We start from the raw sequence: 23,475 nt of genomic DNA on the forward strand, positions 1-23,475 counted from the left end.
CTGAATCAGAATTAGCAGGTAGTCCAGAGTAGGGAAGAGTAGAATATTCAATAGGAACGGGCTAAAGCCTGTTGGTCAGATGTTACAAGAAAAGCCGGACTATTGGTTCGGCTTGACTATTTGGGATATATAAAATTTGCTATGAATTCAGTTGAAGGGATATGTTTTTTGGGCTCTTTTACTCCAGTGAGTAAAAGAGCAAATCTGACTATTCAGATTAAAAAACATAAACAATACAATTAATATAGATGTTCTATAAGCTTTCCTTAAATAGAACTTAGTTTCTTTCCTCTCTTTTTACTGTCATAAAGTAAGAAGCGAATACTACTACACATGTTGCGATACCGATGTAAGTTATCATTTTTTGTTTTATTTAATTATTTGACTTTATTTTATCAATTTTCTAATTGCAATATTACAGTTTTCAAATCACGTGCCAAAGCAAATAATTATGATGTATATCAGTATGTTAAGTGTAATGATTGTTAATTTTAACAAGCTTTTTTTTTACAAAAAATTAATATATTTTTATGAAATTATTACTATCTTTATTGTCTTATCTGTAAAAAATTAAAAAATTGGCAACTGTTTCAATGCTTCTATATTGGACTTGATAAAACAAAAAATTAAAAATGCTGTGCATAACATTTACTTTTCATTTGGGTTTTGAACGTCAGATTTTGGGAAATGGATGAATTATTATGTTAAGAAAATTTATTTTTCAGGAGTGAATTTTGTGCTTAAATTTTTAAAGCCTGACTAATTTTATGACAGACGTTTGTAAATTTTGTCACATGTATTGGAAATAGTGACAGATTGAAACAATTACTGTCAGACATTTTTAAAGAGGATAAGTTTTCTTTTTGTAAATTGTTAATAATAAATACCCTGATTGATATTCACCAGTAAGGGATATTAAGAGAAGTATTTTCTTAGAGTATTTTTTCCTTCATACTCATTAATCAGGGATATAATAAAAATGAAATAGAAGAAGTTAGATAACATTATAATACGGAACAATAATGTTGATTTTATTGGTCAGTTTTCAACGTAAAGAAATAGCTTTTCCTTATTTTTGTAAAAAACAAGCCTGTATGGGACGCAGTTATATATTCCTTGCATTAGCGATCATATTTGAGATCATAGCAACAACTTTTCTTAAAAAATCTGAAGAGTTTTCAAAGCTTTGGCCTTCTGTAATTACGGTTATTGGATATGCTACTGCATTTTATTTTCTGAGCCTGACCCTACGTCAGATCCCTGTCGGAATAACCTATGCAATTTGGTCCGGAGTGGGGATTGTCTTTATTACACTCATTGGTATTATTGCTTTTAAGCAGGTGCCGGATCTGCCTGCTATCATAGGAATTGCACTGATCGTGATTGGTGTGATTGTTATTAATGTATTTTCAAAAATGGGAACGCATTGATTTTTTAATTAAGATTTAAAGATTTCAGATATTAAATTGAGTTTGGGTTTAAAATGATTTTTAAAACTGAGTTTAGGATAAAGTTCAGCATAGTCATTTAAGGGTTCAGTTTAAAACCGATTCAAAAATTCTGGTTTTGCTTTTCCAGGAACTCTTGAATGGTTTTCAGAAATTTGAAATTATTTGGCTCTAGGTTTTCCAAACGGATTATAAGATACCCCGATATTGAAATAGAATGAAGGTTTGTAGCTGGCTTCAAAAATATAATCTTTAAAAGATTCCTCCTTATCAAACACTCTTGCCTGCGGAACTGCCCTGATCCCGGTTTTTAAAGTTCCTATAAAATTACTGCCGAGATTATGTTCATAAATAGCCCCGAATTGATTTCCAGCTGCCGGAATTCATAAGTTCTGTTATTCCGGTAAATATAAAATGATGTATTCTCCATTTCTGTTCCCAGGGAAATCCTGCCGTTGGCAAAAATATCCTTTCTGATCAGTAACTTTTTAGGAAGAAGAATATCCAGTACCCAACCGTTGTTGAATCTGTTTTCATAAGTAAATATCGGAAGTAAAGGAATCTGCGCGCTGGGATCAATAAACCCGGCCAGGCCCACCAGCATTTTTGTCTTTGGAGTAGCTTTTAAAACAACAGAAGCAGTCAGCATCCCTCTGATTCTTTCAAAATGTCGGTCGCTTCCGTCCACTGAAGCAGTGGCGGTATATATTGCTGTTTTATTGAATAATTTTGTAAAATAACTCAGGTTGACCGCTTCGGAATGATAATGGTAATCATTCTTTTTATCTGTTTCGGATAAAACCGGTGCTTCCGTATTGAATGCTGTATAACGGTAATTCAGGGTAGTACTTAACAGCAGGTTTTTCTTTTTGATGAAATAAATATTGGCATTGGCTTTTAGCTGCTGGAAGCTTTTCACCTTGTTGTCAGGCAAATCCGCCCCCTGAAGTTTCGAAGAGAATTGATAAGGTGTAGTTACGGTATAATCAATATTAAAATCGCGGGTCTGTGGAAATTTATCAGCAAAAAATGCTCTTACTTTCAGCGGAATGCTGTCTCTTTTTTGGGCCGAAGCAATATTCTTTAAAGGAAGCATGGCAAGTGGAACAAAAACTTTTCTCAGTGTTTTCATAGTTTATTTTAAAGTATGGATGACAGATTGGAAAAAATGGAACACGAATATTTTGTCATAAAATATCTCTAGACTATTCTCAATAATAAAATCAGTATGACGGAACGTATCGGAAACAGCATCTTCCTCTACGAAGACAAACCAGACTTCTTTAAGCAGGTTCCGTCTTTTGTACTCCTCAAAGGCATTCCAGTCGAACGGGGCAGAATGTTTAAGATTATAAAATAAAATTCCTTTTCTGATACCATTTTCTTCTACGGTATTAATAGGATGTTTAATGTAGTTTAAAATCCTGATTTCCGAATGATAGCATTCTACAAAATGATGCAGGTCGATCATCTGTATGATCTTCTCTTCTTGCTGGGATTCTGTCATATAAAAGCATTCTGAGGTTATTTCTTCTGTGAGTTCCTGAAAAACGGCTAATTCCATAAGCATAAAATTCAGGGCAAAGGAAGACAGAATAATAGAGCAGGAATTTTTTTTTATACCAAACCGCTTCTATTTTATACGAAATCCTTATACTTTATAATTCGTATAAAAAAATGCAGGGTTTGTATAATATTATGGAGACTTCTTGCGTTATTCTCTATTTTTGTTCTGTATTAAAACCGGCAGAATACTATGAAATACAGCGCACTAAAATTTAAGGAAACACTTGTCATGGACTTTCTGGTTGAAGACCGGTTTAAGTTCCGCAGGCACCTGCTGTTCCTTATTTTCTTTTTCTTCCTGCTGTACAGCGCAAGATTCTGGCATTGGTATTCCGGAATTTATCAGTATTATGCTTTATTGTTTGTATATGCTATACTGATTGTAATGGTATATATTAATATCTATGTTCTGGTGCCAAAATTTTTCTTTAAAACAAAATATATTACCTATCTGATTCTTCTGGTGCTTATGGGAGTGATCGGGTTGAATATGATAGGTAACGGTTTTAAATTTTTTTTTGAAGATTTCAGAGTGGAAAATATTAAGAAGGAAGGGGAGAAGGGCAGCATCTATGAAGGGATATTAATGTGCATCCCGATTATTTTGACCACAACTACAGTGAAGCTGCTTCAGAAATGGATCAATGATACCAAAAGAATAACCGAGCTCAACAATCTTACCTTGCAGATGGAGCTGAATGAACTCCGCAACCAGATCAACCCGCATTTTCTCTTTAATATGCTGAATAATGTAAAAGCGCTTACAAGAACAGATCCTGAAAAAGCATCCGCAGTAATTGTTAAACTTTCAGAGTTTTTAAGGTACCAGCTGTATGAAAATGGAGAAGAAAAAACCCTCCTGACTTCGGAAATAGATTTTCTGTCCAATTTCCTTAATCTTGAAAAAATAAGAAGAGAAAATTTTTCCTTTGATATTAATGCAGAAACAGAAGGCAGAACTTTAAAAAGTACTTTTATTCCTCCCAACTTATTTACCACTTTTGTTGAAAATGCTGTAAAGCACAGTGTAGATATCAGCAGTAAAACATCATATGTGACAATACATATAAGTGTTGAAAACAGAAGTCTCCATTTCACCTGCACCAATTCAATGAATCCAAGCCTGACTATATCCAGTACAAACTACAGCGGTCTGGGACTTGCCAATATTAAAAGAAGGCTCGAGCTCCTCTACGGAAACACCTTCAGCCTGGAAATCATTTCCGGAGAAAAAGAATACACCGTTAACTTAAAAATTCCTGTATGAACTGTATTATAGTAGATGACGAACCTTTGGCAAGAACAGAAATGCGTTCGCTGATTAATGAAGCATCAAAAGCCGAAATCCTGGGAGAATTTTCCAATGCTCCTTCAGCTCTGGATTTCCTTAAAACAAATGATGTAGATCTTATCTTCCTGGATATCGAAATGCCAATGGTAACCGGATTGGAATTTGCTGAAATGCTTCCCAAAAAGTCCCTGATTATTTTTACCACAGCCTATGCCCAGTATGCCTTGAAAAGCTATGAACTGGAGGCAGTAGATTACCTGCTGAAGCCGATAGACGCCAAAAGACTGGATAAGGCTATAGAAAAGGCTGTTCTTTACACAGAGCTTTTATCCAAAGACACCGTAAAAAATACAGTAGAGTCCAATACGGCAGATTTTTTATTCATCAAAGCAGACCGGAGATTCTATAAGATCAGCTTTTCAGATATTAAATTTATAGAAGGTTTGAAAGACTATGTTGTCATCCACACCAGGCAGCAGAAACTCATTACAGCCATGAACCTGAAAACCATCCACCAGAAAATTTCGTGGGAAACCTTTCTTCGCGTAAGCAAATCTTATGTAGTCAATTTTGATTTTATTGATTCATTTGATAATCATAATATCTATATTGATGAATCTGAGATTCCCCTGGGTGAAGTCTACAGATCCGATTTTTTCACAAAATATGCCGGTGGATTTCTGAATTCTGAGGGATAGATTACCGCTTTCGTCCTGTAAAACGGATCACAGAACCTGTTCCGTTGTGAAATAAGCCTTCACTGAGTTCTATTTCTTTTTCTTCCAGCTCTATAATATCATAATTGGGAAAATCAGCTTTGATCTCATCCATTGAGAATAACGACCCAATATCTTTGGGGCCGCCAACCTTCTCATTTTTGGTTACATAATCAAGGTGATTTTTGCTGAATGCTTCAAAAATAATAACTCCTCCTTTACGCAGATACCGGTCCAGCATCTGATGAACAGAAGATTTGATTTCAGCCGGAAAGTGTGCATAAATAAGAGCAATGGTATCAAACTGGTCCGTCTGAAAGTTCAGGGCCTCAAGCTCACCAATCTGATAGTCAATCACTACGTTTTGACTATCAGCAAGCCGTAGCGCTTTACTTTTACCTTCGTTGCTGATATCAAAAGCGGAAACCTTCCATCCTTTTGTTGCTGCAAAAACAGCATTCCGGCCTTCACCTTCCGCGGGAAACAGGATAGTGCCGGGGTCTAATTTTTCTAACTGTTCTTTTAAATAATTATTGGGATCTGTTCCGTAAGCGAATTCTTCACTGCTGTACCTGTCATTCCATCTGTCAAGCCATGTATTATCTGTCATTTGTAAGAATGTAAGTGTTATTTGGTTATTTGTTGCTCATCAGTCACTGATGAATCATAGTTTTCATTGAAGACCCAAATATAGGATGTTTCCAGCCGTTTCCGTGAATGGAAAAAGCTCTGGTGAAAATAGATTTTGTAAATAGGTTTTGAAATGAAGGCTGCAGTAAATTTTTTAATAGAGCTTCTGATCCTTTTCGCAGTAGAAGCTTCGCCTTTTTCCCAGTCCCGTCTGTTTCTTCACGAGTTTCTGCCCGCATTTCGGACATGTTGTTTTGGTATGGACGAGCCAGTGTTTCTTTAAAACAAATTCCCGCTTCCATTCCAGGAATTCAAAACTGTAATTTCGGGCTTCAGCGATAAGTTCCTTGAGTTTTTTTGCAGGCAGATTCCCTATTTTACTTTCCGGCTGAACGCCAATTCTGAACAGAACCTCGTTTTTGATAATATTTCCCACGCCTGAAAAAATATCCTGATCCATCAGAGCATCACAGACCATCATTTCCGGTTTGGATTTCAGTTTCTTTTCTGCTTTTTCAGGATTCCAGATATCACTCATGATGTCGGCTTCCCAGGCTATCCCGGATAAAAATTCTAACTCTATAGATTTGACGGAGCAGGTGTAGAAATACATGCTTCCGGTTTTGAAATGAATTGACAGGCGCAGGCTTTTATCCGGTTTGGTCTGTTCATCAATACTGTATGATCCAAACATCAGCAAATGAATTCGAATAGCTGTATTGTCTAAAACAAGATATGTCTGTTTTCCGAATGTGCGGATTTCGCGAAGTGTTTGGCCAATCAATGGTTCTTTCTCGAATTTGGCATTGCCTGAAGCTTCCGTTACTTGATGTCCGGTAAACGGCTGCAGGCTTTCTTTCATTAAAATAATGGATGGTCCTTCAGGCATGGCTTTACTTTTCAACAAAAGTTCAAATACTATTCCGTAAAAATAAAATTTGGAGTAATTTTGAAAAATGATGAATTTAAACCAGATTTTCACGAATCAGCGTACAGGAAACAATCCGCATACTAAAGCTTCAAGAACTGATTTTCAGAGAGATTTTGATAGAATTATCTTTTCTTCTGCTTTCAGAAGGCTGCAGAATAAGACTCAGGTTTTTCCTCTTCCCGGGAGTGTTTTTGTGCATAACAGACTGACACACTCACTGGAAGTTTCGTCAGTAGGCAGAAGTTTAGGAAGCATTATCGGGGAATTTATCTTTGAAACCTATAAAAATGACCTTGCGGAAGATTCTAAAAATTTTTATCTTCATAATTTAGGAAATGTAATTGCTGCGGCATGTCTGTGTCATGATGTCGGAAATCCGGCTTTCGGACATTCCGGGGAAGATGCAATTGCGAGCTATTTTGAGAGGAATGAAAAGGATCTGAAGCTGAAATTTAATGAAAAAGAATGGGCAGATCTTGTTAATTTTGAAGGAAATGCCAATGCTATAAGAGTTCTGGCCCAACGTCAGCAGGGAAAAGATGATGGAGGAATCCAGCTTACTTTTTCTACTTTAGCGAGTATTGCAAAATATCCGTGTGAAGCCGTTGCCAGGAAAAAAGGGATCATTCACAGAAAGAAATTCGGATTTTTCCAGAATGAGAAAGATATTTTCCTTGAAATAGCAAAAGCAACGAATCTGATCTTGGAGAATGAAGAACCTTATATATTCAAAAGACATCCTTTCGTATGGCTTGTAGAAGCAGCAGATGATATCTGTTACAATATTATTGATATGGAAGATGCACACCGATTGGGAATTGTATCCACTGCAGACTGCGAGAACCTGTTTTTTGAACTGATCAAATCTGAAAGCAATGATACGGACAGGGTGAAAAATAAGCTGGCTTCCATTTCCAATGAAAATGAAAAGATCTCTTACCTGAGAGCAAAAACGATTAATGCCCTGATCAATAAATCCCTTGAAATTTACAAACATAATTTCGAGAACATCCTTCAGGGAAATCTGGATAACGGGCTCCTGGATATTTATAAATCAGAGAACCGCGCCCTGCAGGACATCGAGGCGTTCTCCATTGAAAAGATTTATAATCATAAAGCCGTAGTAGAGATTGAAAATGCCGGTTACAATGTAATGTATGAACTTCTGGATCATTTTATTCCCTCTATTCTGAAACCTGAGGATGAAAGAAAATCTTATGATAAAAAAGCATTGAAACTGCTTCCGAGACAATTCGTTTACGAAGAAGGAACGGATTATCAGAAAGTACTTGGTGTGGTAGATTTCGTTTCAGGAATGACTGATAACTTTGCAACCGATCTTTACAGAAAGATCAAAGGGATTGATATAGGAATGACGGTTTAATCTGAGCAACAATAAACATTCAAAATAAAAACTCCCGGAAAATTCCAGGAGTTTTGTGTATTATTTCTTGGTTTTGGAAACCTCTTTGATCAGGGTGTATTTTATAGAAGATCCGTCAGCTGGAGGGTTGGCGATTTTCTCGGTCTTTACTCTCAAAACGTATTCGTATCCCGGCTCATAAGTAAATCCTTCAATATTTGTATAGAAATTCGTCCAGCTTTCCGATGCTTTTTCTTTTACCTGCAGGCATTTCATTGGGGCTACTCCTGTACAGTCTGCAGTTTCAGGTCCTACGATGAAAGTTTTTTCATCTGCTCCGGCAGTGTTGGCTGTCGTGGTACATTGTGTCATTGCGAATAGTGCTACTGCAGGAACAGCGCTTTTTAGAATGTTTGCGATAATTTTCATAAAACTTTATTTTACATCTTGGTTCCAATTACTGTGCCGAAGTTTTTGACGCAGTTCTTCTATTGTTTTTTATTTTTTAATTATTTAATTTGAGCACTTCTAAAAATTTAACCAAAGACAATTACCAGAATATACTATGAATAATCCAATTCACATTGAAAATTACAAAATTCAGAAACCTGAAGCATGGGCTGGAAATATAGAAGATCATGAACTGATTGATAAAATAAAAGACTCTGAATTTTCCAGAAAACAGATTGATGAAGGAAGAGATTACTGTTATTTTCTTGATAAAAAATATTATACAAGCAATACTGAAAACAGCGAATATGTCTGTATGGCCTATACCCTTAATGAGCCGGTGAATCTGGAGCGGGCTTCTGTTTCGGAGGTTATTGTGGAAGAAAATGAAGTCTACAGTATTCACAGGATCAGTGTTTTGAGAGACGGTGTACTGATCGATAAGATTCCGGATACCAAAATAAAAGTATTGGACAGCGAGAACCAGAGCAGCGGCGGAGTTTTAAGCAGTAATAAAAAGATCAATATTACCATTAAGGATCTGAGGCTTTACGATGTACTGATTCTCGAAGATTCGCGGTTTAAAGCATTTACAGAACGAGATTTTCTGAGAAAAGAATTTTCAAAATATGTCTGGGTAAGTCCGGATAATTACTGGGCATACGGAAACTTTAAGTTTACATTTATCAATGACCGGGAAGAGAATATTGCTTATAAAAAGACTTTTTTCAGAGATGAACAAGGCAATGTTTTGCAGCCGGAAATCCATTATCTGAAAAAAGGGGAGAGGTTCGTTATAGAAGAGGATAATTACACTAATTCAGTAGATGCGAGTCGTGAAATTTTTCCGTTTATAGATTTTGCAACCGAAAACAGCTGGAAAGAGTTGTCCAATTATATTGCTCCGATTTATGAAGAAATGTTCAGTACCTATTCCTTAAAGGATTTTGCGCCCCATCTTGCTGAGAAGCTGGATGCGATTGCTAGCCTGGATGAAAAGCTGCAGTTTGCTATAGAATACGTCCAGAATCATATTTATTATATTTTCAATGCCGATGAGATGAATGGGCATAAGCCTCAGGAACCCTCTGTCACGTACGAGAATAAACAGGGCGACTGTAAAGCGAAATGTGTTTTACTGAAGGTTATTTTAAATTATATCGGTGTTGATTCTTCGGTAGTCCTTGTGAATTTTCATACCGACTATTATATTAAATATTATCTGCCTTCACTGCTTAGCTTTAATCATGTGGTGGTAAAGATTGACCATAAAGGCCAGGAATATTTTGTGGATGCTACGGTCCGGGATGAATTCGGGCTGATTGAAAACCGTGGCTTTATCTACTTTATGCATTATCTCGAAGTGAAACCGGATCAGGTACTTCAGGAAAGAAAATCATATAAATTTCCGTATTACTGTATTGATGAAAAAGTTGAGTTTAACGCTCAGAATACAACGGGTCGTCTGAAATTGACCACAACATATAAAGGAAACCGAGCCAATGCGATGAGAAGGTATTTCAAGACTACCAACAAAAGGGAAATCGTAGACAGCTGGAACAGTTTTCTGTTTTATGGTCTTAATTACTCTGGCGACAGAAACGGAACAGATATTAGAGATATTTTTAAAGATGCCACCATTGATATTGTGAGCGATGATAAAAAACTGAATGAATTCAGGATCCAGTATACTGCGACAGTAGAAAATCCATATTACACAGATCCCCAGAAAAACCGGTTCTTAATGTATTTTGATCGTAATGTCATTAAAACAAGCGCAAGGGATTTTATACATAAAGATCTTCCTTTCTGGCATAACTTTGATAGTGAAAAGTATGAGATAAGTCTGAATACAGATCAAAAGATTGATACCCAGGAAAAATATACCGTCCAGGAAAGTACGATAAGCAATCCTTATTTTGAATACAAAAGCCGCAAGAAAATTACTAAAAATGGGGCTACGGTTTTTATAGAATACAATCCTCTGGTGAATCTTGAAATTCCGCAGGATCAGTTTGAAAAATTCCGTGAAGATCATCATACAATAGCAGACAGTAATTTTGGATTAGGAATTGACATTATCGAACCTGGCCTGATGAATATGATCAAGTTTAACTTTAAGAAAAAGTTTAAATAGGTTGATATTTAGTATTTTAAATTTTTATACTTAAAGTTTATGTTTAAGATTGATTTTTTATATTCGGCGGCCGGAGGCCGCCGAATATAAAAAACTTTCTCTCTCAAAATGTCCCAAATAAAAGAAGTACAATTGTATTAATAATGAATAGAATATACATAGGAATACTGTTTTTAACGGTCAGTTCCTTTCTCAGTGCCCAACAATTAAAGAAAGAGGATATCACAGGATTCTGGAAACTGAAAGAATCCGGCTTTTATGAAAATAAGAAAAAAGTAATTAAGGATTTTGACAATTGCCGCCTGATGAGAAACTATTCCATAAGAGAAGACGGTTTTGCCATCTATAATTATGTAGAAGGAAGCTCAGGAAACTGTATGCCTTCTGAACCCAGGCTTTCGTTCTGGAAGATAGTGGATGACAGGCTTCAATTCTATGTTGAAGGTGAGATTCTTGAAGAAGTAACTGTTACATTTAATAAAGACGAAACGGTTACATTTTCAACATACAGACCGGAACATACCAAAGTGGATGGAGATGCTTTAGCAGAGAAAATAATGAATACCGTTCATTATGATATTCTGGAAAAACAATATTAATTCACCGCTAAAAACAGGACATTTTTAAAACTTAAAGGTAATTTAACTAACCCTAAGTATTAGATTCAGGTGGTAACTTTTGTTATTAAAAATAAAGACCCTACAAATTCCCGGAATCCTCTGTTTCCTTTGGCACCGGAGCTATCCCTCTGAATTTCTGTTTACCTATTAATAGCTCGAAAAATAACCTGAAATCAGAGATCAACGACCAGAGCGGATATTTGAAAGTAGCAGGTTTATTTTTTTCTATGACTGCGTGGCTGAACCAGGCAAAGCCATAACCAAAGATCGGAATGTACCACAGAAACCGCTCCTTTCCTGAACTGATGACATACCAGATCACAAGAAATACCAGAAGTGTTCCAATGAAATGAAAGATCCTTGTTCCTGTTTTACTGTGCTCGGTAAGATAGAACTGATAAAATTCCCCGTAAGTTTTTATTCTTCCAGACATGGCAATATTAGTTATAGTTTCAGATAAAATCTATGCAATAATTCTGCCGATTTGATGAAAAAATAAAAGGCAAATTTGCTGATCTGCGAATTTGCCTTTTATTATATGTCTTTTATATTGTTTTTTTACGCTGCTTCTTTTCTGAGCTTACTGTTTTTATAACCGTAGCAGAAATAGATCACCAGACCTAAAGCGAACCAGAGTCCAAACCAAAACCAGTTCTCATGGCTCATTCCGGTAAGGAGGTATAAACAGGAGCTTAAACCGATTAACGGAATTAAAGAGAAGTTCTTGATAAAGGTAAAGATACACAGCACCAGGTTGATCAGAATGAAAACAAAGATAGAAGCTTTGAATTCACCTTCCTTAGGATTGCTCCAGTCCATCAGGTTGCTAAAGAATTCCGGTTGCCAGAAATAGAAACCTATTAACCCACCGATAAAAATAACCGGGAATATGAATTTACCGTTAATATAAGGAAGGTGGAATCTGCCTTTGATCTTCTGTTTTGCAGGAAGCATTAAAACTCCGGCGCATACCAGTACGAAAGCGAAGATCGTTCCGATACTTGTGAAATCGAGGATGAATGTTTTATCTGTAAAAAGAATAGGAACGCCTACTGCAATACCCGTAACAATAGTTGCAAATGAAGGTGTTTTATACTTTGGGTGTACAGTTTTGAATTTTTCAGGCATCAGCCCGTCGCGGCTCATCGCATACCAGATCCTCGGCTGCCCCATCTGGAACACCAATAATACAGTGGTAATGGCAACAATAGCTACGAAGGAAACCACAAGTTCCATCCAGGCCACATTGGCGTTCGATTTTTCGAATATGAATGAAAGCGGATCTCCAATACCGTCAAATTTCCTGTAATCCACCATTCCTGTTAAAACCAGTGTTAGAGCAATATAAATTACCGTACAAAGTACAAGAGAGACGATCATTCCTTTCGGAAGGGTCTTTTGGGGGTCTTTAGTTTCTTCGGAAAGGACACTTAATGCATCAAAACCGATGTAGGCAAAGAAAACCCCTGAAACCGCGCTCATTACTCCCGCAAAACCATTTGGCATGAAAGAAGCGACCTGTGTTTCCGGATTTACCGGCGTCCAGTTATCCGTATTGATATAAGCAAAGCCTACCAGGATCACTAAAACAATGACCGCCAGTTTTAAAATGACTAAAGAATTATTGAAGTTTTTACTTTCTTTCACCCCAACATAACAAAGCCACGTAATGAGACCGTTGATCACTAATGCAGGCACATCAACGATGAATTTCAAACTGCCGATCAATGGGGCAGATTTCCATGCGTTTAAAAGCTCTTTATTCTCAGAACCGTTCTGAAAAGCTTTTCTTGCTTCCGTATAGCTGCAGGTAAGATAATCGGGAATATGCATTCCCAGACGTTCCAGGAAGCTGGTGAAATAGTCAGACCATGAAAAAGCCACATAAATATTACCAAAAGAATACTCCATGATCAGGGCCCATCCTATTACCCATGCGATCAGTTCTCCGAAACTGGCATAAGCATACGTATAGGCAGAACCAGCCGTAGGAATTCTGCTCGCAAATTCAGCGTAGCATAATGCCGTAAAACCACAGGCAAAACCACAAATCAAATACAATAGAATCACTCCGGGGCCGCCTCTGAAAACCGCTTCACCTAAACTGCTGAAACTTCCTGCTCCAATAATGGCCGCAATACCAAAAAAAACAATATCCCAAACACCTAAAACCCTTAAAAGGCTTGTAGAAGTATCTGTTTCTGAATAGTTTTTCCTTCTAAAAAGTTGATTCATTCAATATTTATTTGAGTTTGAAAAAAAGCAAATGTAATGATTTTTTATTTTGGTGCTGGCTGTAATCATAATATTTCGTTAAAAAGACTGAGACTATAAGCGTTAATGGCCTTTATTCTTGATAAATAGGTATTTCCACATAGCTGTCGTTGTACCATTTTATTTCCAGCGGCTCACCGGAATCTTTTATCGTTTCATCGCTTACATCTTTGCCCGTTCCATAATTGATCTGCCAGCTTGGGCTTTTATTGACGCCAACCAATAGGGCAAGTCTGCTTCCTTTTTCTATTTTTTTGCTGATGAATATTGAATTTTTTATAGGGATCTGTTCTATTCTACCGGGTTCAAGAAGCTGGCGTAAAGCATTGTCTTTTGCATAGCTCGCTCTTACAATATGGGTTGATAACAGGAAAGCTTTGCCATCCGGCTGTATCTGGTACAGATATGTATCCGTATCAAAGTCTTTTTTGTTAATGGAAACATTAAAGAATCCGGCCGGGTTTCCACTGATAATAAGATCTTTGTCCAACACTTCGCTTTCAAAATACATCGAATTTGTGGTTTTTACACTGTCTGTTTTGCTTACTGGATGATAAGTATCTTTTTGATCCCGGTTTTTAAAATCAACGGTCTGTTTAGTGAAGCTTTTCTCTGCCGGCGGATTAAAAACAGATGCACTGCCTTTACGGTCCTGAAGATAAAACTTAAGTGTTGAAGTGTGCATTTTTTCAAGAGTAGGAGCATGTTTCCATGTATTGGTATTCATTACCTGAAAGTTGATTCTGTCTTTTAGAAGAGCTGGTTTTTTGCCGTTTTTCAGAATATAATCAAACCATGAAAAGGCGAGGTCGTCAATGCTTATTCTGGCTGCAGGATCTATTGGTCTGCCGTTAACGAAAGTAAATCCAAAACTTTGTGCACCGCCATGATCATATGGGCCCATTACCAGGTAATGATTGGCATTCTTATTATATTGATGATGGGCCTTAAAGTAGGACATTGCACCAATTTGATCATCATCATAATACCCGGTAGTCGTTAAGATAGGAATATTGATATTCGCAAAATCTTCCTTATAAGGAACCATTTTCTGCCAATATTGATCGTAACCCGGGTGATCCAGCCATCTTTGAAATATCCTGTTAGGCTTACCACTGGTAGTATCCAAGGCTCTGAATGATCTTCCGCTTTTGTACCATGCCGTATTGATAGAATCCCATTTTGTGAAATTATTAAAATCCGCTTCGTCAGTAAGCTTATTGTTGGTCACATAATTAATCCACTGTAGCATATAGCTCATGAATATATTGTTTTGAGCAGGGTAGTCTATTCCAATTCCTACAGCGACTTGTGGGACAATTGTTTTTAAGGCAGGGTGCAATTTCTTCACCGCTGCCCACTGGCTGAAACCTAAGTAACTTCCGCCGATCATTCCGACTTTACCATTGCTCCAGGGTTGTTTGCTTACCCAATCTATAACTTCATAAATGTCCTGTGATTCATGCTCAAAAGGATTGTTTTCATCATTGCTGTTTCTTTTGCCACGGGTATTTACAACAGCTCCTACATAATTGTAAATGGCAGCTCTTTTTCCAAAATATGAATCAAAAGGTCCGGCATAGATATTATTGGTAAGAATAACAGGAAGTGGAGCCGGGTTTTCCTTTTTTCTGACAATAGTGATCGTCAGGGTATTTCCGTTTTTGGTTTTCAGATCCTTTGTTTCGGTAATGAATTTTTCCTGGTCTTTTAATTTCACTAACTGTACAATCTGAGGCTTGGTGCTGGAAAAAGTCTTATAGTTTAAATAGCTTTTACATAACGCCAGAGCCGAGGCATAATCTATGCTATCCTTATCTTTCTGCTTGTTCAACGCTTCTTTTAATAATTTTCTGGAAGCAGGAACATCTCCATCAACAGCAATACCCACTTTAGTGATCAGTTGATCAGGAAGGCCTTCATACTTTTTATTGAACGCTTTTTGAAGCGCATCAGGAAAACTTATTTTTTTCTTCTCCTCAATCAGTTTTGCCAGGCTGTAAAATTCGTAGGCAATGAATTTATTTCCTGCCATATTATGATCTGCAAATTCCTTACGGTAATCTGCTAATGTTGTGACAGATGTTTTATAGTCTTTGGCGACCATCTGCAGGCGTAGCAGGTTATCCAAATAAGCAAGTTTATTGGTTTTTTTTAGCTTCAGCATTGGAGCCTGAGTGATCAGTTTTGATGCTAGCTGAGGCATTTGTTTTTCCAGAACCACGGAGTCTGTAACTGCCGTTTTGGGGAAGTAAAACTTCTGGGCATGCATCAGATTGACAAATATTAATGCTAAAAGTATCTTAATTTTCATAATATGGTATGTTTTTAGCTGCTGTAGAATGAGGATTAAATCAAAATATTTTATGATAATTCTATATTGATATTTATTTAACTTTTATGATACTAAAGTAATCATTTTTATCATCAAATAGTGAAATGCATTCAATAGATATTTTGGATTATTAAACCTTTTAAAACTTGCTTAAACAATAAGTTTTTAATATTTTCGTTAACTTATATAGACTAATCTTTTTATTCAGAAAAAGAATGAATTCAAAAAAAATCCTTCTCTCAGCTGCCGTGCTTTATTTCGGAACTTCCGAAGCGCAACAGTCACAGTACTTTACACAGAAAGACAATTACAGATTCAACCTCGCAGAAAATCTTTATCAGACCAAAATATACAATGCTTCCCAGTTCGAATATGCCAGACAATACTTCTATAATCAGAATTTGTCCAAATCGAGAAAGGAAGCAGCGCAGTTTTTTGATAACGTGATCGGGGTGATTCTGCAGAAAAACCATGCGGAGGAAGGATTAACGGCCTTCATGAAAGAATATCCTAATTCAGCCTATTTTGCTCAGGCTAATTTACCGCTGGCCGATTATTATCTTGCTAAAAAAGATTTTGAAAAAGCGTTAGAGACCCTGAAAAAAGTAAATCAGTACCAGCTTTCAAAAGAAGAGAATACACAGTATATTCTGAAGCTGGGCTATGCTAAATTCATGATGGGCGATACCAAAGGGGCTACAGATGCTCTGGAGGAAGCCTATAAAACAGCTGTTGAATCCCAAAAAGGAGATATTGCTTATATGCTGGGTCACCTGTATTATTCCAACAGACAGAGCGATAAAGCGTTTCAATACTTTGATTCTGTAAAAGACCAGCCTAAATTTTCTAAACTGGTGCGTCCTTATTATGTACAGATGTATTATAATGACAAGAATTATGACCAGGCAATTACCGAAGGAACCGCCCTTTTGAACGAGGACATTTCTGAATCTTACAAAGCTGAGGTTCATAAGATCATCGGGGAAAGTTATTTCATGAAAAATGACTACACTTCGGCATATCCACATCTTAAAGATTATTTGAGCGTACAGCAGAATCCTTCTGAAAATGACCTTTACGAAATGGGGTTTGTAGCCGCTCAGCTTAAAAAATATGATGAAGCGGTTTCGTATTACAACCAGCTTATCAACAGCAATTCGGCGCTTGCACAAAATGCTTACTATCAGTTAGGAAATGCTTATCTGGCAGTTGATAAAAAGCAGGAAGCCCTTTCGGCCTTCCGTTCTTCTTACCAGATGGATTACGATGCCAAGGTGAAGAAATTAGCTCACGAACAGTACGCAAAACTAAGCTACGATATCGGGAACCCGTTTGAAAGTCCTTCTGCGGTAATCCAAAATTATATCAATAACAATCAGAATGATGCGAATGCTCCTGAAATGAGATCGCTTCTTGTGAAATCCTATTTATATTCCGGAAACTATAAAGAAACCCTGAATGCAATTGACAGACTTCAGGATTCTACTCCGGAAATTAATAAAGTAGATCAGGAGGTTTCCTATTTGTTGGGGACGGAAGAATTCAACAAAGGAAATTATGATGAAGCTGAAAAATATTTCCTGAGGAGCTTAGGGTTCAATATCAATAAAGAATTTTACAACAGAGCATTATATTGGTTAGGACAGGTGTATTACCAGAAAGGGAATTATCCGTCCGCTATTACCCGTTATGAGAAACTCCTGACCGAAAACTTCCCTGAAAAACAGCAGCTGCCTTATGATTTAGGCTATGCCTATTTCAAAGCTAAAAAATTCGACCAGGCGCAGACTTATTTCAAGCAGTATCTGAGCAATCCGAAACCTGAATTTAAAAATGATGCGGAACTCCGCCTGGCAGATATTCATTATGCGAACAATGATCTGAACGAGGCAATTGCCATTTACGATAAGAATGAAGATGCCACCGACTATACTTTATATCAAAAAGCAATGGCTTTAGGATTTAAAGGGGACACACAGGCAAAAATCACCAATTTAAAGAATCTTTTATCCAAATATCCGGATTCTGAATATTATGATGATGCTCAGTATGAAATGGGAACGGCTTATGCTGCCCAGGATGATTTTGCCAATTCCAATGATGCTTTTGCCAAAGTGATCAAAACATCTTCGGATAAAGACCTTATTGCAAACGCCTCTATTTACAGAGCGCAGAACTATATTGACCAGAACCAAAATGATAAAGCGCTTTCTGAGCTTAAATCTTTAGGAGAGCAGTACAAAAATACAGCGTATGCCGAGAAGATTGTTCAGGCAGCAAAACCTGTTTTCACGAAAAACGGAGACGTTTCAGGATATGAAAGCTTTGCAAAAAGTATCGGCGTGAATGTAGATGCTTCTGAGATAGATGAAATTAATTTGTCTACCGGAAAACAGTATTTCACTAAGAAGGATTACAAAAACGCTATTTCTTACTACGAAAAATATTTAACGCAGAATCCTACCGGAGAAGGCCTTTACCAGGCTAAATATGAGCTGGGTGAAAGCTACTATCAAACCAATAATGCTACGAAAGCGCTTCTTGTTCTTCAGGAAGTGGCCTCGGTTCAGAATGATTACCAGGATGATGCACAGACCCGTCTGGCACAGATCTCCATCGCTCAGGGGAACACGGCAGAAGCCAAAAAATACCTTGAGAATCTCAAAAACTCTTCAGATATCAGCATTAAGAACTATGCGAATGTAGAGCTCATGAAGATGTACGCGGATGAGAAAAACTTCTCTCAGGCTGAAAAACTGGCAGATGCAGTGATTGCCAATACGAAAAACTCTGCTGCAGTTATTGAAACCGCGAAAGTGATCAAAGCGAGAAGCTTAATGAATTCAGGAAAAGATAAAGATGCACAGTCAGCTTATAGTACTCTTGAAAAATCATCCAACACATCGGTGGCGGCTGAAGCATTATATGCAAAAGCGTACTATCAGAATAAAGGAAAAGCATTCAAATCTTCAAACGAGACCATCTTTAAGCTGGCCAATAATTATGCATCCGAAGACTATTGGGGAGCAAAAGCTTTGGTACTGATGGCTAAGAACTACGTTGGGCTGAAAGATAATTATCAGGCGAGCTATACATGCGATCAGATCATCGAGAACTATAAAGATTTCCCGGAGATCGTGGCAGAAGCAAAAGAGGTTAAAAAGCAGATTAAAAAGTAAAGTGTATAAAGTATAATGTAAAAATGTACAAAGTCCAGTAAATACATTATACATCCGACATTATACATTAATACAAATATTGAACAATGAACAGAAAAATTCAATTATTATCCATATTATTTTTAGGGTTTTCGCAGTTTGCGTTTTCCCAGATCAAGGAGGAGAAACTGATTCTTAATAAGAAGCGGGAACCGGAGGTGAAGAAGATCGAGAAGAAGAAAACCTCTGTGGAAACGATCAAGAATTATCCGCCGGAAGAGAAATCTCAGAACCCTGTAAAATATACCATTACAGATGTGCCTGCGGTTTCAGATTTCAAAACTTCTACCATTCAGGGACAGGATGTGACTCCAAAATTCGAAGGAACAGCTCAGAATAATTATGTACAGTTCGGAATGGGTAACTTCGGGAAGATCCTTGCAGATGCCAATATTTCCAAGACGCTTGATAATAAGCTGGAAGTAGGGGCAGATTTCCATTTCCTTTCTACTTTAGGTCTAAAAAAAGAATATGCCTGGGATTCTAAACAGAGCTCTACGGCGATCGGAGCTTACCTGAATTCATATGGCGAAAAAGGAAAATTCAACCTGAATGCCCAGTATGGATTGGATAATAACAGATATTACGGGATCTATGCTTTGGAGCCGGCTGCAGATGTTGATTTGAAGCAGAGAGTAAGCCAGTTTAAAGTGAACGGATATTACGATTTTTATTCCAACGAAATTCTAAATGATGTAAGGGTAAAATCATCTTTCCTGAAAGATCATTTTGATGCACAGGAGAATCAGGTTTCCATTTTGGCAAATCTTTCCAAGCATGCTGTTGAGATCGGAAAATCAGGAATCAATTTAAATGCGGACTTAGGCGTAGGATTGGAGGCTGTGAAAACAGAATTTGCCATTGTAGACAAAAATTCATCCAATTTCTTTAATACGACTCTAGACCCGAAAGTGACCTTCAGAAAAGGAGACTCTTATTTAATGCTGGGATCTACATTTTCTTTCTTAAATGCCAAGAACTCAAACGATGTGCTTGGTGGTGAAGTCAAAAATAATAAAACATACTGGTTTCCACAGGCCGAGTTTCAGGTTGCTGCCGCTAAAGAATTCAAATTTTATGGCGGGGTAGACGGAGGTTTAAAGCTTAATACTTTTGGAGATCTTTTACAGGCAAATCCATTTATTGTTTCTGATCAGTTTTTAAAGCCAACAGAGACGAAATACCATTTTTATGTAGGATTGAGAGGAGACATCGATGAAACATTCAAATATGACTTCTCTGCCGGTTATGGAAAGATGAAAGATATTATGTTTTTCCAGGGAAACAACCTTTTCGACAATGTCTATACTTTGAATCGTTCTGCTTATAATTTTGCCAATACGTTCTCTGCAGTTTATGACGACGGAAATGTAAGTGATATCAAAGGAAGTGTACAGTATTTCCCGCTTGAGAACCTGATTTTAGATGGGGAAGTAAGATTTACCAAATATGATCTGAAGAATTACGAGGATATTTACAACGTTCCTTTAGTGAACGCCAGCATCGGAGCAAAATATACCATGTTGGATAAAAAGTTACTGTTAGGATTCAAAGGAATTTTTGCCAGCGACAGAACAACCAATTCTTTTGCTCTTGAAGGAGTAGCAAACCCGGATATGGTTTATCAGTCTACGGAAAACAGAAACGATAAAGTAGGAGGCTATGCAGATTTAAACCTTTCTGCAGAGTACAAATTTCATAAAAACTTCAGTGTTTTTGCCATCGGAAACAATCTTCTAAACTCCAATTACCAGACCTACAAAGGCTATAAAGTCTTAGGTGCACAGATTCTGGGAGGAGTGAAGATTACCTTTTAAGCCTAAAGAAATTTTCAAGACAATAAAACCCCTTACATTCCAAATGTAAGGGGTTTGTTTTTATAGCTGTAATGCTTTATTTTTTTGTCCGTAATCGTTGGAAGTTCAAAACAAAAAAAAGAGAATGTGTAATTATTTAATTTTTAATAATATACAAATTCTCTTTTATCAAGTGACCGCAGAAGGATTCGAACCCTCACTGTCGGAGCCGAAATCCGAAGTTCTATCCATTAAACTATGCAGCCGTGTTCATCAGCAGTGAATAAATTCAAAAAAGACTTATCACGTATGATTTCCGACTGCGAAAATACTGATTTTTTTACAATTTATGAAGCCTGCAAAAGTTTAATTCCAAAATCATTGTAAGATAAAATTATCTTTTGACAACAGGTACCAATTGATGTAGAGACAAGTGATTAAAGCTCAGTTATTTAAAATAAGATCTTCAATTTAGAACCATAAAATAAACTATTGAAGCAATATTTTGCTTCAAGGGATAGTTCGATTAAATCATTAGGTCTTGTCTAAAACTAATACGTAAATCTTATATGGAATTAGGCAGTAGGAACACGATAAAAATTGTTTAATTTACCTTCTGGGACGTGCGCTGTCTGATACTGCTGCATTAATATTACCAGTGGCGTTGCCTGTATTATTATTGCTTGTTTTTCTGCCGCCTATATGAGTCTTTGTATTAATATTGTCCCGACCTGACGTGCTATCTGCGGAGATACGGGGCGATGAGGCACCTGTATCATTAAATGCTTTAATTATTCAAAATTATATATTACTCATCAATACGTCTATGAGTGAGATCATAATACATTATTCGGAGTGGATTACTATGGTTCCCCGCATAAATAATTTTTGAAGTACAAAGTGAAATTTTGTCAGTTTTTCTGCAAAAAAAACACATTTTTCACCATGGTATTTTTTTTGATGTTTTCATAACGTACAGCTGGCCAGCTGATTTGTGTGTAAAATGATTGTTTAACTTAATTTAAAAAGATTATTATGAGTCTTATTAAAAGAAACCCGAATGGCTATTTAGCCTTTCCAGGTCTTTTCGATGATTTTTTTAATCGTGAACTTTTTAACTGGGGAAACAACAATTATTCATCGACCAGTACAACGGTTCCTTCGGTTAATATCAGAGAAAATGAAGATGCTTATGAGGTGCAGATTGCTGCGCCGGGTATGAACAAGAAAGATTTTGAAGTGAAACTTGATGGAAACCTTCTGACTATTTCGTCCTCTAAACAGGATAGCAGCGAAAGGGAGCAGGACAATTTTACCCGAAGGGAGTTCAGCTATCAATCGTTCCAAAGAAGCCTGGAACTTCCAAAAGATGTTGTCGATCAGGATAATATCAATGCAAAATATGAAAATGGATTGCTTTTGCTGACCATTCCGAAGAAAGAAGATGCTAAACAGAAGCCACCACGATTGATTGAAATATCTTAAGATAAATTCCAATTGTCATGAAACTAAGAAAGAAGGTCTGAAACAGGCCTTCTTTTTTTATTTAACAGTTTTCCGGTTACTTCTAATTCTTTTTCTGCCCGGCAGATAATAGGTAGATGTCTCTAAAAGCAGTACCAGTCTTCCTCGTATCTTAGAAATTAATTTCACGGAAAAGAGATTGCGGTGAGTGCTCAAATAACATACATATTATAGCCGGTTTCTAAATTCGCTAGGGCTGATTCCCAACATATTTTTCACATATCTCGTAAAAAATGAATGGCTGGAAAATCCCATTTGGTCAGCAATTTCAGAAATATTCAGGGTTTTGTTACCCAGTAGGAAAATAAGTCGGTCTTTCGTATAACGTTGTATCCACTCCGATGCAGTGATGCCGGTATTGGTTTTGCAAATCTGGTTTAGATATTTTGGGGTTATATTAAGCAGACTGCTATAAAATTGCACTTCGCGGTGTTTCATACAGTGTACTTCTACGAGTTTAATAAATCGCTCGTATAATGTTCCGCTTTCCAAACTGCGGCTTCGCCTTTCAAGCTGGTCAATAAAAATATCCCACATTTCCAGCAGGAAAAGCTGCATTTGAAGTTTTAGAATTTCGTCATAAAAGCGATTGGCTGTTTCAAGCGACTTAATGTACAATGATTGAAAATTTTTCAGAATTCTTTCTTTGTTTTTTTTATCTGGACGTAATAGTGGATCAACTCTATGATGCACAATGGCGTCGATGCTGATGTTCAGGCTGGGAAAATTGTCTGTTAATAAATAATTATCAATAAACAGTACTGTTGCAGTAAAGTTTTTAGAAAAAGATAAATCTGAAATCTTACTGTCAGCAAGCCAGAAAATAAATTCGCCTTGCTTACATTGAACAGGCTTTCCATTAAAAATAAAGCTTGCATTTCCACGCTGACAATAGATGTGCGTATGATAGTGTAACTGGAAATCTTCCGGAAATTCGATGTCTCCGGTGGCTTTCAATAATAAAACTTTTGGTTGAGCCGGTGTTTCCATATTACTTTCTGTCGATAAAATGCTAAAATACGTAATATTTGACATTATTACTGTACTATTTGTAACAAGTTGCATATTTATCTGATTTATTTTTGCATTGTAAATTAAGTGATTGAAATGAACAGTCCTCCTTACCTGAACGGGAACAAAAGGTCAGTGGTTCTTGCAGTTGCTTATTTCAGGAAA

The 23,475-nt window shown here is 36.8% G+C and carries 18 protein-coding genes and 1 tRNA gene; 9 read left to right on the forward strand and 10 right to left on the reverse strand.

Going from position 1 to position 23,475, the window contains the following annotated elements; all coding sequences use genetic code 11:
• Positions 1 to 1,094 precede the first annotated feature (1,094 nt).
• Positions 1,095 to 1,430 carry a DMT family transporter gene (locus LC418_RS11525; RefSeq protein ID WP_223559227.1) on the forward strand — a complete coding sequence of 112 codons (336 nt, stop codon included), beginning with the start codon at positions 1,095 to 1,097 and terminating at the stop codon, positions 1,428 to 1,430.
• A gap of 337 nt (positions 1,431 to 1,767) precedes the next feature.
• Here the strand turns inward: LC418_RS11525 and LC418_RS11530 are convergent, their stop codons facing one another.
• Positions 1,768 to 2,580: a hypothetical protein gene (locus tag LC418_RS11530; protein WP_223559228.1), complete on the reverse strand. Its 813-nt coding sequence runs from the start codon at positions 2,578 to 2,580 to the stop codon at positions 1,768 to 1,770.
• A gap of 3 nt (positions 2,581 to 2,583) precedes the next feature.
• A complete protein-coding gene (locus LC418_RS11535) occupies positions 2,584 to 3,012 on the reverse strand; it encodes a hypothetical protein (protein ID WP_223559229.1) in 429 nt (142 codons plus the stop codon).
• A 192-nt stretch (positions 3,013 to 3,204) separates the two neighbouring features.
• Here LC418_RS11535 and LC418_RS11540 point away from each other — a divergent pair, with 192 nt between their 5' ends.
• The gene (locus LC418_RS11540; protein ID WP_223559230.1) at positions 3,205 to 4,281 is read left to right on the forward strand and encodes a sensor histidine kinase; all 1,077 of its coding nucleotides are present in this window, start codon (positions 3,205 to 3,207) and stop codon (positions 4,279 to 4,281) included.
• Positions 4,278 to 5,003, forward strand: coding sequence for a LytR/AlgR family response regulator transcription factor (locus tag LC418_RS11545; RefSeq protein WP_223559231.1), 726 nt, complete (start codon positions 4,278 to 4,280; stop codon positions 5,001 to 5,003). Before LC418_RS11540 ends, LC418_RS11545 begins: the two co-directional genes overlap by 4 nt.
• A 1-nt stretch (position 5,004) precedes the next feature.
• Here the strand turns inward: LC418_RS11545 and LC418_RS11550 are convergent, their stop codons facing one another.
• On the reverse strand, positions 5,005 to 5,631 hold the full coding sequence (locus tag LC418_RS11550) for a class I SAM-dependent methyltransferase (protein ID WP_223559232.1): 627 nt from the start codon (positions 5,629 to 5,631) through the stop codon (positions 5,005 to 5,007).
• A gap of 174 nt (positions 5,632 to 5,805) precedes the next feature.
• Positions 5,806 to 6,540, reverse strand: a complete 735-nt coding sequence (locus LC418_RS11555; RefSeq protein WP_223559233.1) for a DNA-formamidopyrimidine glycosylase family protein — start codon at positions 6,538 to 6,540, stop codon at positions 5,806 to 5,808.
• A 70-nt stretch (positions 6,541 to 6,610) separates the two neighbouring features.
• On the opposite strand from LC418_RS11555, the gene LC418_RS11560 reads away from it, so the two are divergent.
• On the forward strand, positions 6,611 to 7,966 hold the full coding sequence (locus LC418_RS11560) for a deoxyguanosinetriphosphate triphosphohydrolase (RefSeq protein ID WP_223559410.1): 1,356 nt from the start codon (positions 6,611 to 6,613) through the stop codon (positions 7,964 to 7,966).
• 60 nt (positions 7,967 to 8,026) lie between these two features.
• Here the strand turns inward: LC418_RS11560 and LC418_RS11565 are convergent, their stop codons facing one another.
• Positions 8,027 to 8,374, reverse strand: a complete 348-nt coding sequence (locus LC418_RS11565; protein WP_223559234.1) for a DUF4377 domain-containing protein — start codon at positions 8,372 to 8,374, stop codon at positions 8,027 to 8,029.
• A 136-nt stretch (positions 8,375 to 8,510) separates the two neighbouring features.
• On the opposite strand from LC418_RS11565, the gene LC418_RS11570 reads away from it, so the two are divergent.
• Positions 8,511 to 10,532, forward strand: a complete 2,022-nt coding sequence (locus LC418_RS11570) for a hypothetical protein (RefSeq protein WP_223559235.1) — start codon at positions 8,511 to 8,513, stop codon at positions 10,530 to 10,532.
• 143 nt (positions 10,533 to 10,675) lie between these two features.
• The gene (locus LC418_RS11575; protein ID WP_223559236.1) at positions 10,676 to 11,131 is read left to right on the forward strand and encodes a lipocalin-like domain-containing protein; all 456 of its coding nucleotides are present in this window, start codon (positions 10,676 to 10,678) and stop codon (positions 11,129 to 11,131) included.
• Positions 11,132 to 11,231: 100 nt separating this feature from the next.
• Here LC418_RS11575 and LC418_RS11580 read toward each other — a convergent pair whose 3' ends face one another.
• The 3 genes from LC418_RS11580 to LC418_RS11590 all read right to left on the reverse strand — a co-directional run bounded on the left by LC418_RS11580 (position 11,232) and on the right by LC418_RS11590 (position 15,740).
• Positions 11,232 to 11,585, reverse strand: a complete 354-nt coding sequence (locus LC418_RS11580) for an Mpo1-like protein (protein ID WP_111955027.1) — start codon at positions 11,583 to 11,585, stop codon at positions 11,232 to 11,234.
• 125 nt (positions 11,586 to 11,710) lie between these two features.
• Positions 11,711 to 13,387, reverse strand: a complete 1,677-nt coding sequence (locus LC418_RS11585; RefSeq protein ID WP_223559237.1) for an APC family permease — start codon at positions 13,385 to 13,387, stop codon at positions 11,711 to 11,713.
• A gap of 112 nt (positions 13,388 to 13,499) precedes the next feature.
• Positions 13,500 to 15,740 carry a CocE/NonD family hydrolase gene (locus LC418_RS11590; protein ID WP_223559238.1) on the reverse strand — a complete coding sequence of 747 codons (2,241 nt, stop codon included), beginning with the start codon at positions 15,738 to 15,740 and terminating at the stop codon, positions 13,500 to 13,502.
• Positions 15,741 to 15,976: 236 nt separating this feature from the next.
• Here LC418_RS11590 and LC418_RS11595 point away from each other — a divergent pair, with 236 nt between their 5' ends.
• Both LC418_RS11595 and LC418_RS11600 read left to right on the forward strand, forming a co-directional pair.
• Positions 15,977 to 18,940, forward strand: coding sequence for a tetratricopeptide repeat protein (locus tag LC418_RS11595; RefSeq protein WP_223559239.1), 2,964 nt, complete (start codon positions 15,977 to 15,979; stop codon positions 18,938 to 18,940).
• 86 nt (positions 18,941 to 19,026) lie between these two features.
• Positions 19,027 to 20,796, forward strand: a complete 1,770-nt coding sequence (locus LC418_RS11600) for a TonB-dependent receptor (protein ID WP_111955037.1) — start codon at positions 19,027 to 19,029, stop codon at positions 20,794 to 20,796.
• Between the two features lie 173 nt (positions 20,797 to 20,969).
• Here LC418_RS11600 and LC418_RS11605 read toward each other — a convergent pair.
• Positions 20,970 to 21,041, reverse strand: a tRNA-Arg gene (locus LC418_RS11605).
• 769 nt (positions 21,042 to 21,810) lie between these two features.
• Here LC418_RS11605 and LC418_RS11610 point away from each other — a divergent pair.
• Positions 21,811 to 22,260 (forward strand): Hsp20/alpha crystallin family protein, encoded by a 450-nt coding sequence (locus LC418_RS11610; RefSeq protein ID WP_111955041.1) that lies wholly within the window; start codon positions 21,811 to 21,813, stop codon positions 22,258 to 22,260.
• A gap of 207 nt (positions 22,261 to 22,467) precedes the next feature.
• Here the strand turns inward: LC418_RS11610 and LC418_RS11615 are convergent, their stop codons facing one another.
• Complete coding sequence (locus LC418_RS11615) at positions 22,468 to 23,364, reverse strand: AraC family transcriptional regulator (RefSeq protein ID WP_223559240.1); 897 nt, start codon at positions 23,362 to 23,364, stop codon at positions 22,468 to 22,470.
• Positions 23,365 to 23,475 lie beyond the last annotated feature (111 nt).

The sequence above is a fragment of the Chryseobacterium lathyri genome, assembly GCF_019970085.1.
Taxonomy (GTDB): domain Bacteria; phylum Bacteroidota; class Bacteroidia; order Flavobacteriales; family Weeksellaceae; genus Chryseobacterium; species Chryseobacterium lathyri.

Bases quoted from the DNA above. Each gene is read 5' to 3' on its own strand.
- LC418_RS11615 (WP_223559240.1), bottom strand. From the start codon at position 23,364: ATGCAACTTGTTACAAATAGTACAGTAATAATGTCAAATATTACGTAT.
- LC418_RS11580 (WP_111955027.1), bottom strand. From the start codon at position 11,585: ATGTCTGGAAGAATAAAAACTTACGGGGAATTTTATCAGTTCTATCTT.
- LC418_RS11595 (WP_223559239.1), top strand. From the start codon at position 15,977: ATGAATTCAAAAAAAATCCTTCTCTCAGCTGCCGTGCTTTATTTCGGA.
- LC418_RS11590 (WP_223559238.1), bottom strand. From the start codon at position 15,740: ATGAAAATTAAGATACTTTTAGCATTAATATTTGTCAATCTGATGCAT.
- LC418_RS11530 (WP_223559228.1), bottom strand. From the start codon at position 2,580: ATGAAAACACTGAGAAAAGTTTTTGTTCCACTTGCCATGCTTCCTTTA.
- LC418_RS11525 (WP_223559227.1), top strand. From the start codon at position 1,095: ATGGGACGCAGTTATATATTCCTTGCATTAGCGATCATATTTGAGATC.
- LC418_RS11535 (WP_223559229.1), bottom strand. From the start codon at position 3,012: ATGGAATTAGCCGTTTTTCAGGAACTCACAGAAGAAATAACCTCAGAA.
- LC418_RS11555 (WP_223559233.1), bottom strand. From the start codon at position 6,540: ATGCCTGAAGGACCATCCATTATTTTAATGAAAGAAAGCCTGCAGCCG.
- LC418_RS11570 (WP_223559235.1), top strand. From the start codon at position 8,511: ATGAATAATCCAATTCACATTGAAAATTACAAAATTCAGAAACCTGAA.
- LC418_RS11585 (WP_223559237.1), bottom strand. From the start codon at position 13,387: ATGAATCAACTTTTTAGAAGGAAAAACTATTCAGAAACAGATACTTCT.
- LC418_RS11600 (WP_111955037.1), top strand. From the start codon at position 19,027: ATGAACAGAAAAATTCAATTATTATCCATATTATTTTTAGGGTTTTCG.
- LC418_RS11560 (WP_223559410.1), top strand. From the start codon at position 6,611: ATGAATTTAAACCAGATTTTCACGAATCAGCGTACAGGAAACAATCCG.
- LC418_RS11610 (WP_111955041.1), top strand. From the start codon at position 21,811: ATGAGTCTTATTAAAAGAAACCCGAATGGCTATTTAGCCTTTCCAGGT.
- LC418_RS11540 (WP_223559230.1), top strand. From the start codon at position 3,205: ATGAAATACAGCGCACTAAAATTTAAGGAAACACTTGTCATGGACTTT.
- LC418_RS11575 (WP_223559236.1), top strand. From the start codon at position 10,676: ATGAATAGAATATACATAGGAATACTGTTTTTAACGGTCAGTTCCTTT.
- LC418_RS11545 (WP_223559231.1), top strand. From the start codon at position 4,278: ATGAACTGTATTATAGTAGATGACGAACCTTTGGCAAGAACAGAAATG.
- LC418_RS11565 (WP_223559234.1), bottom strand. From the start codon at position 8,374: ATGAAAATTATCGCAAACATTCTAAAAAGCGCTGTTCCTGCAGTAGCA.
- LC418_RS11550 (WP_223559232.1), bottom strand. From the start codon at position 5,631: ATGACAGATAATACATGGCTTGACAGATGGAATGACAGGTACAGCAGT.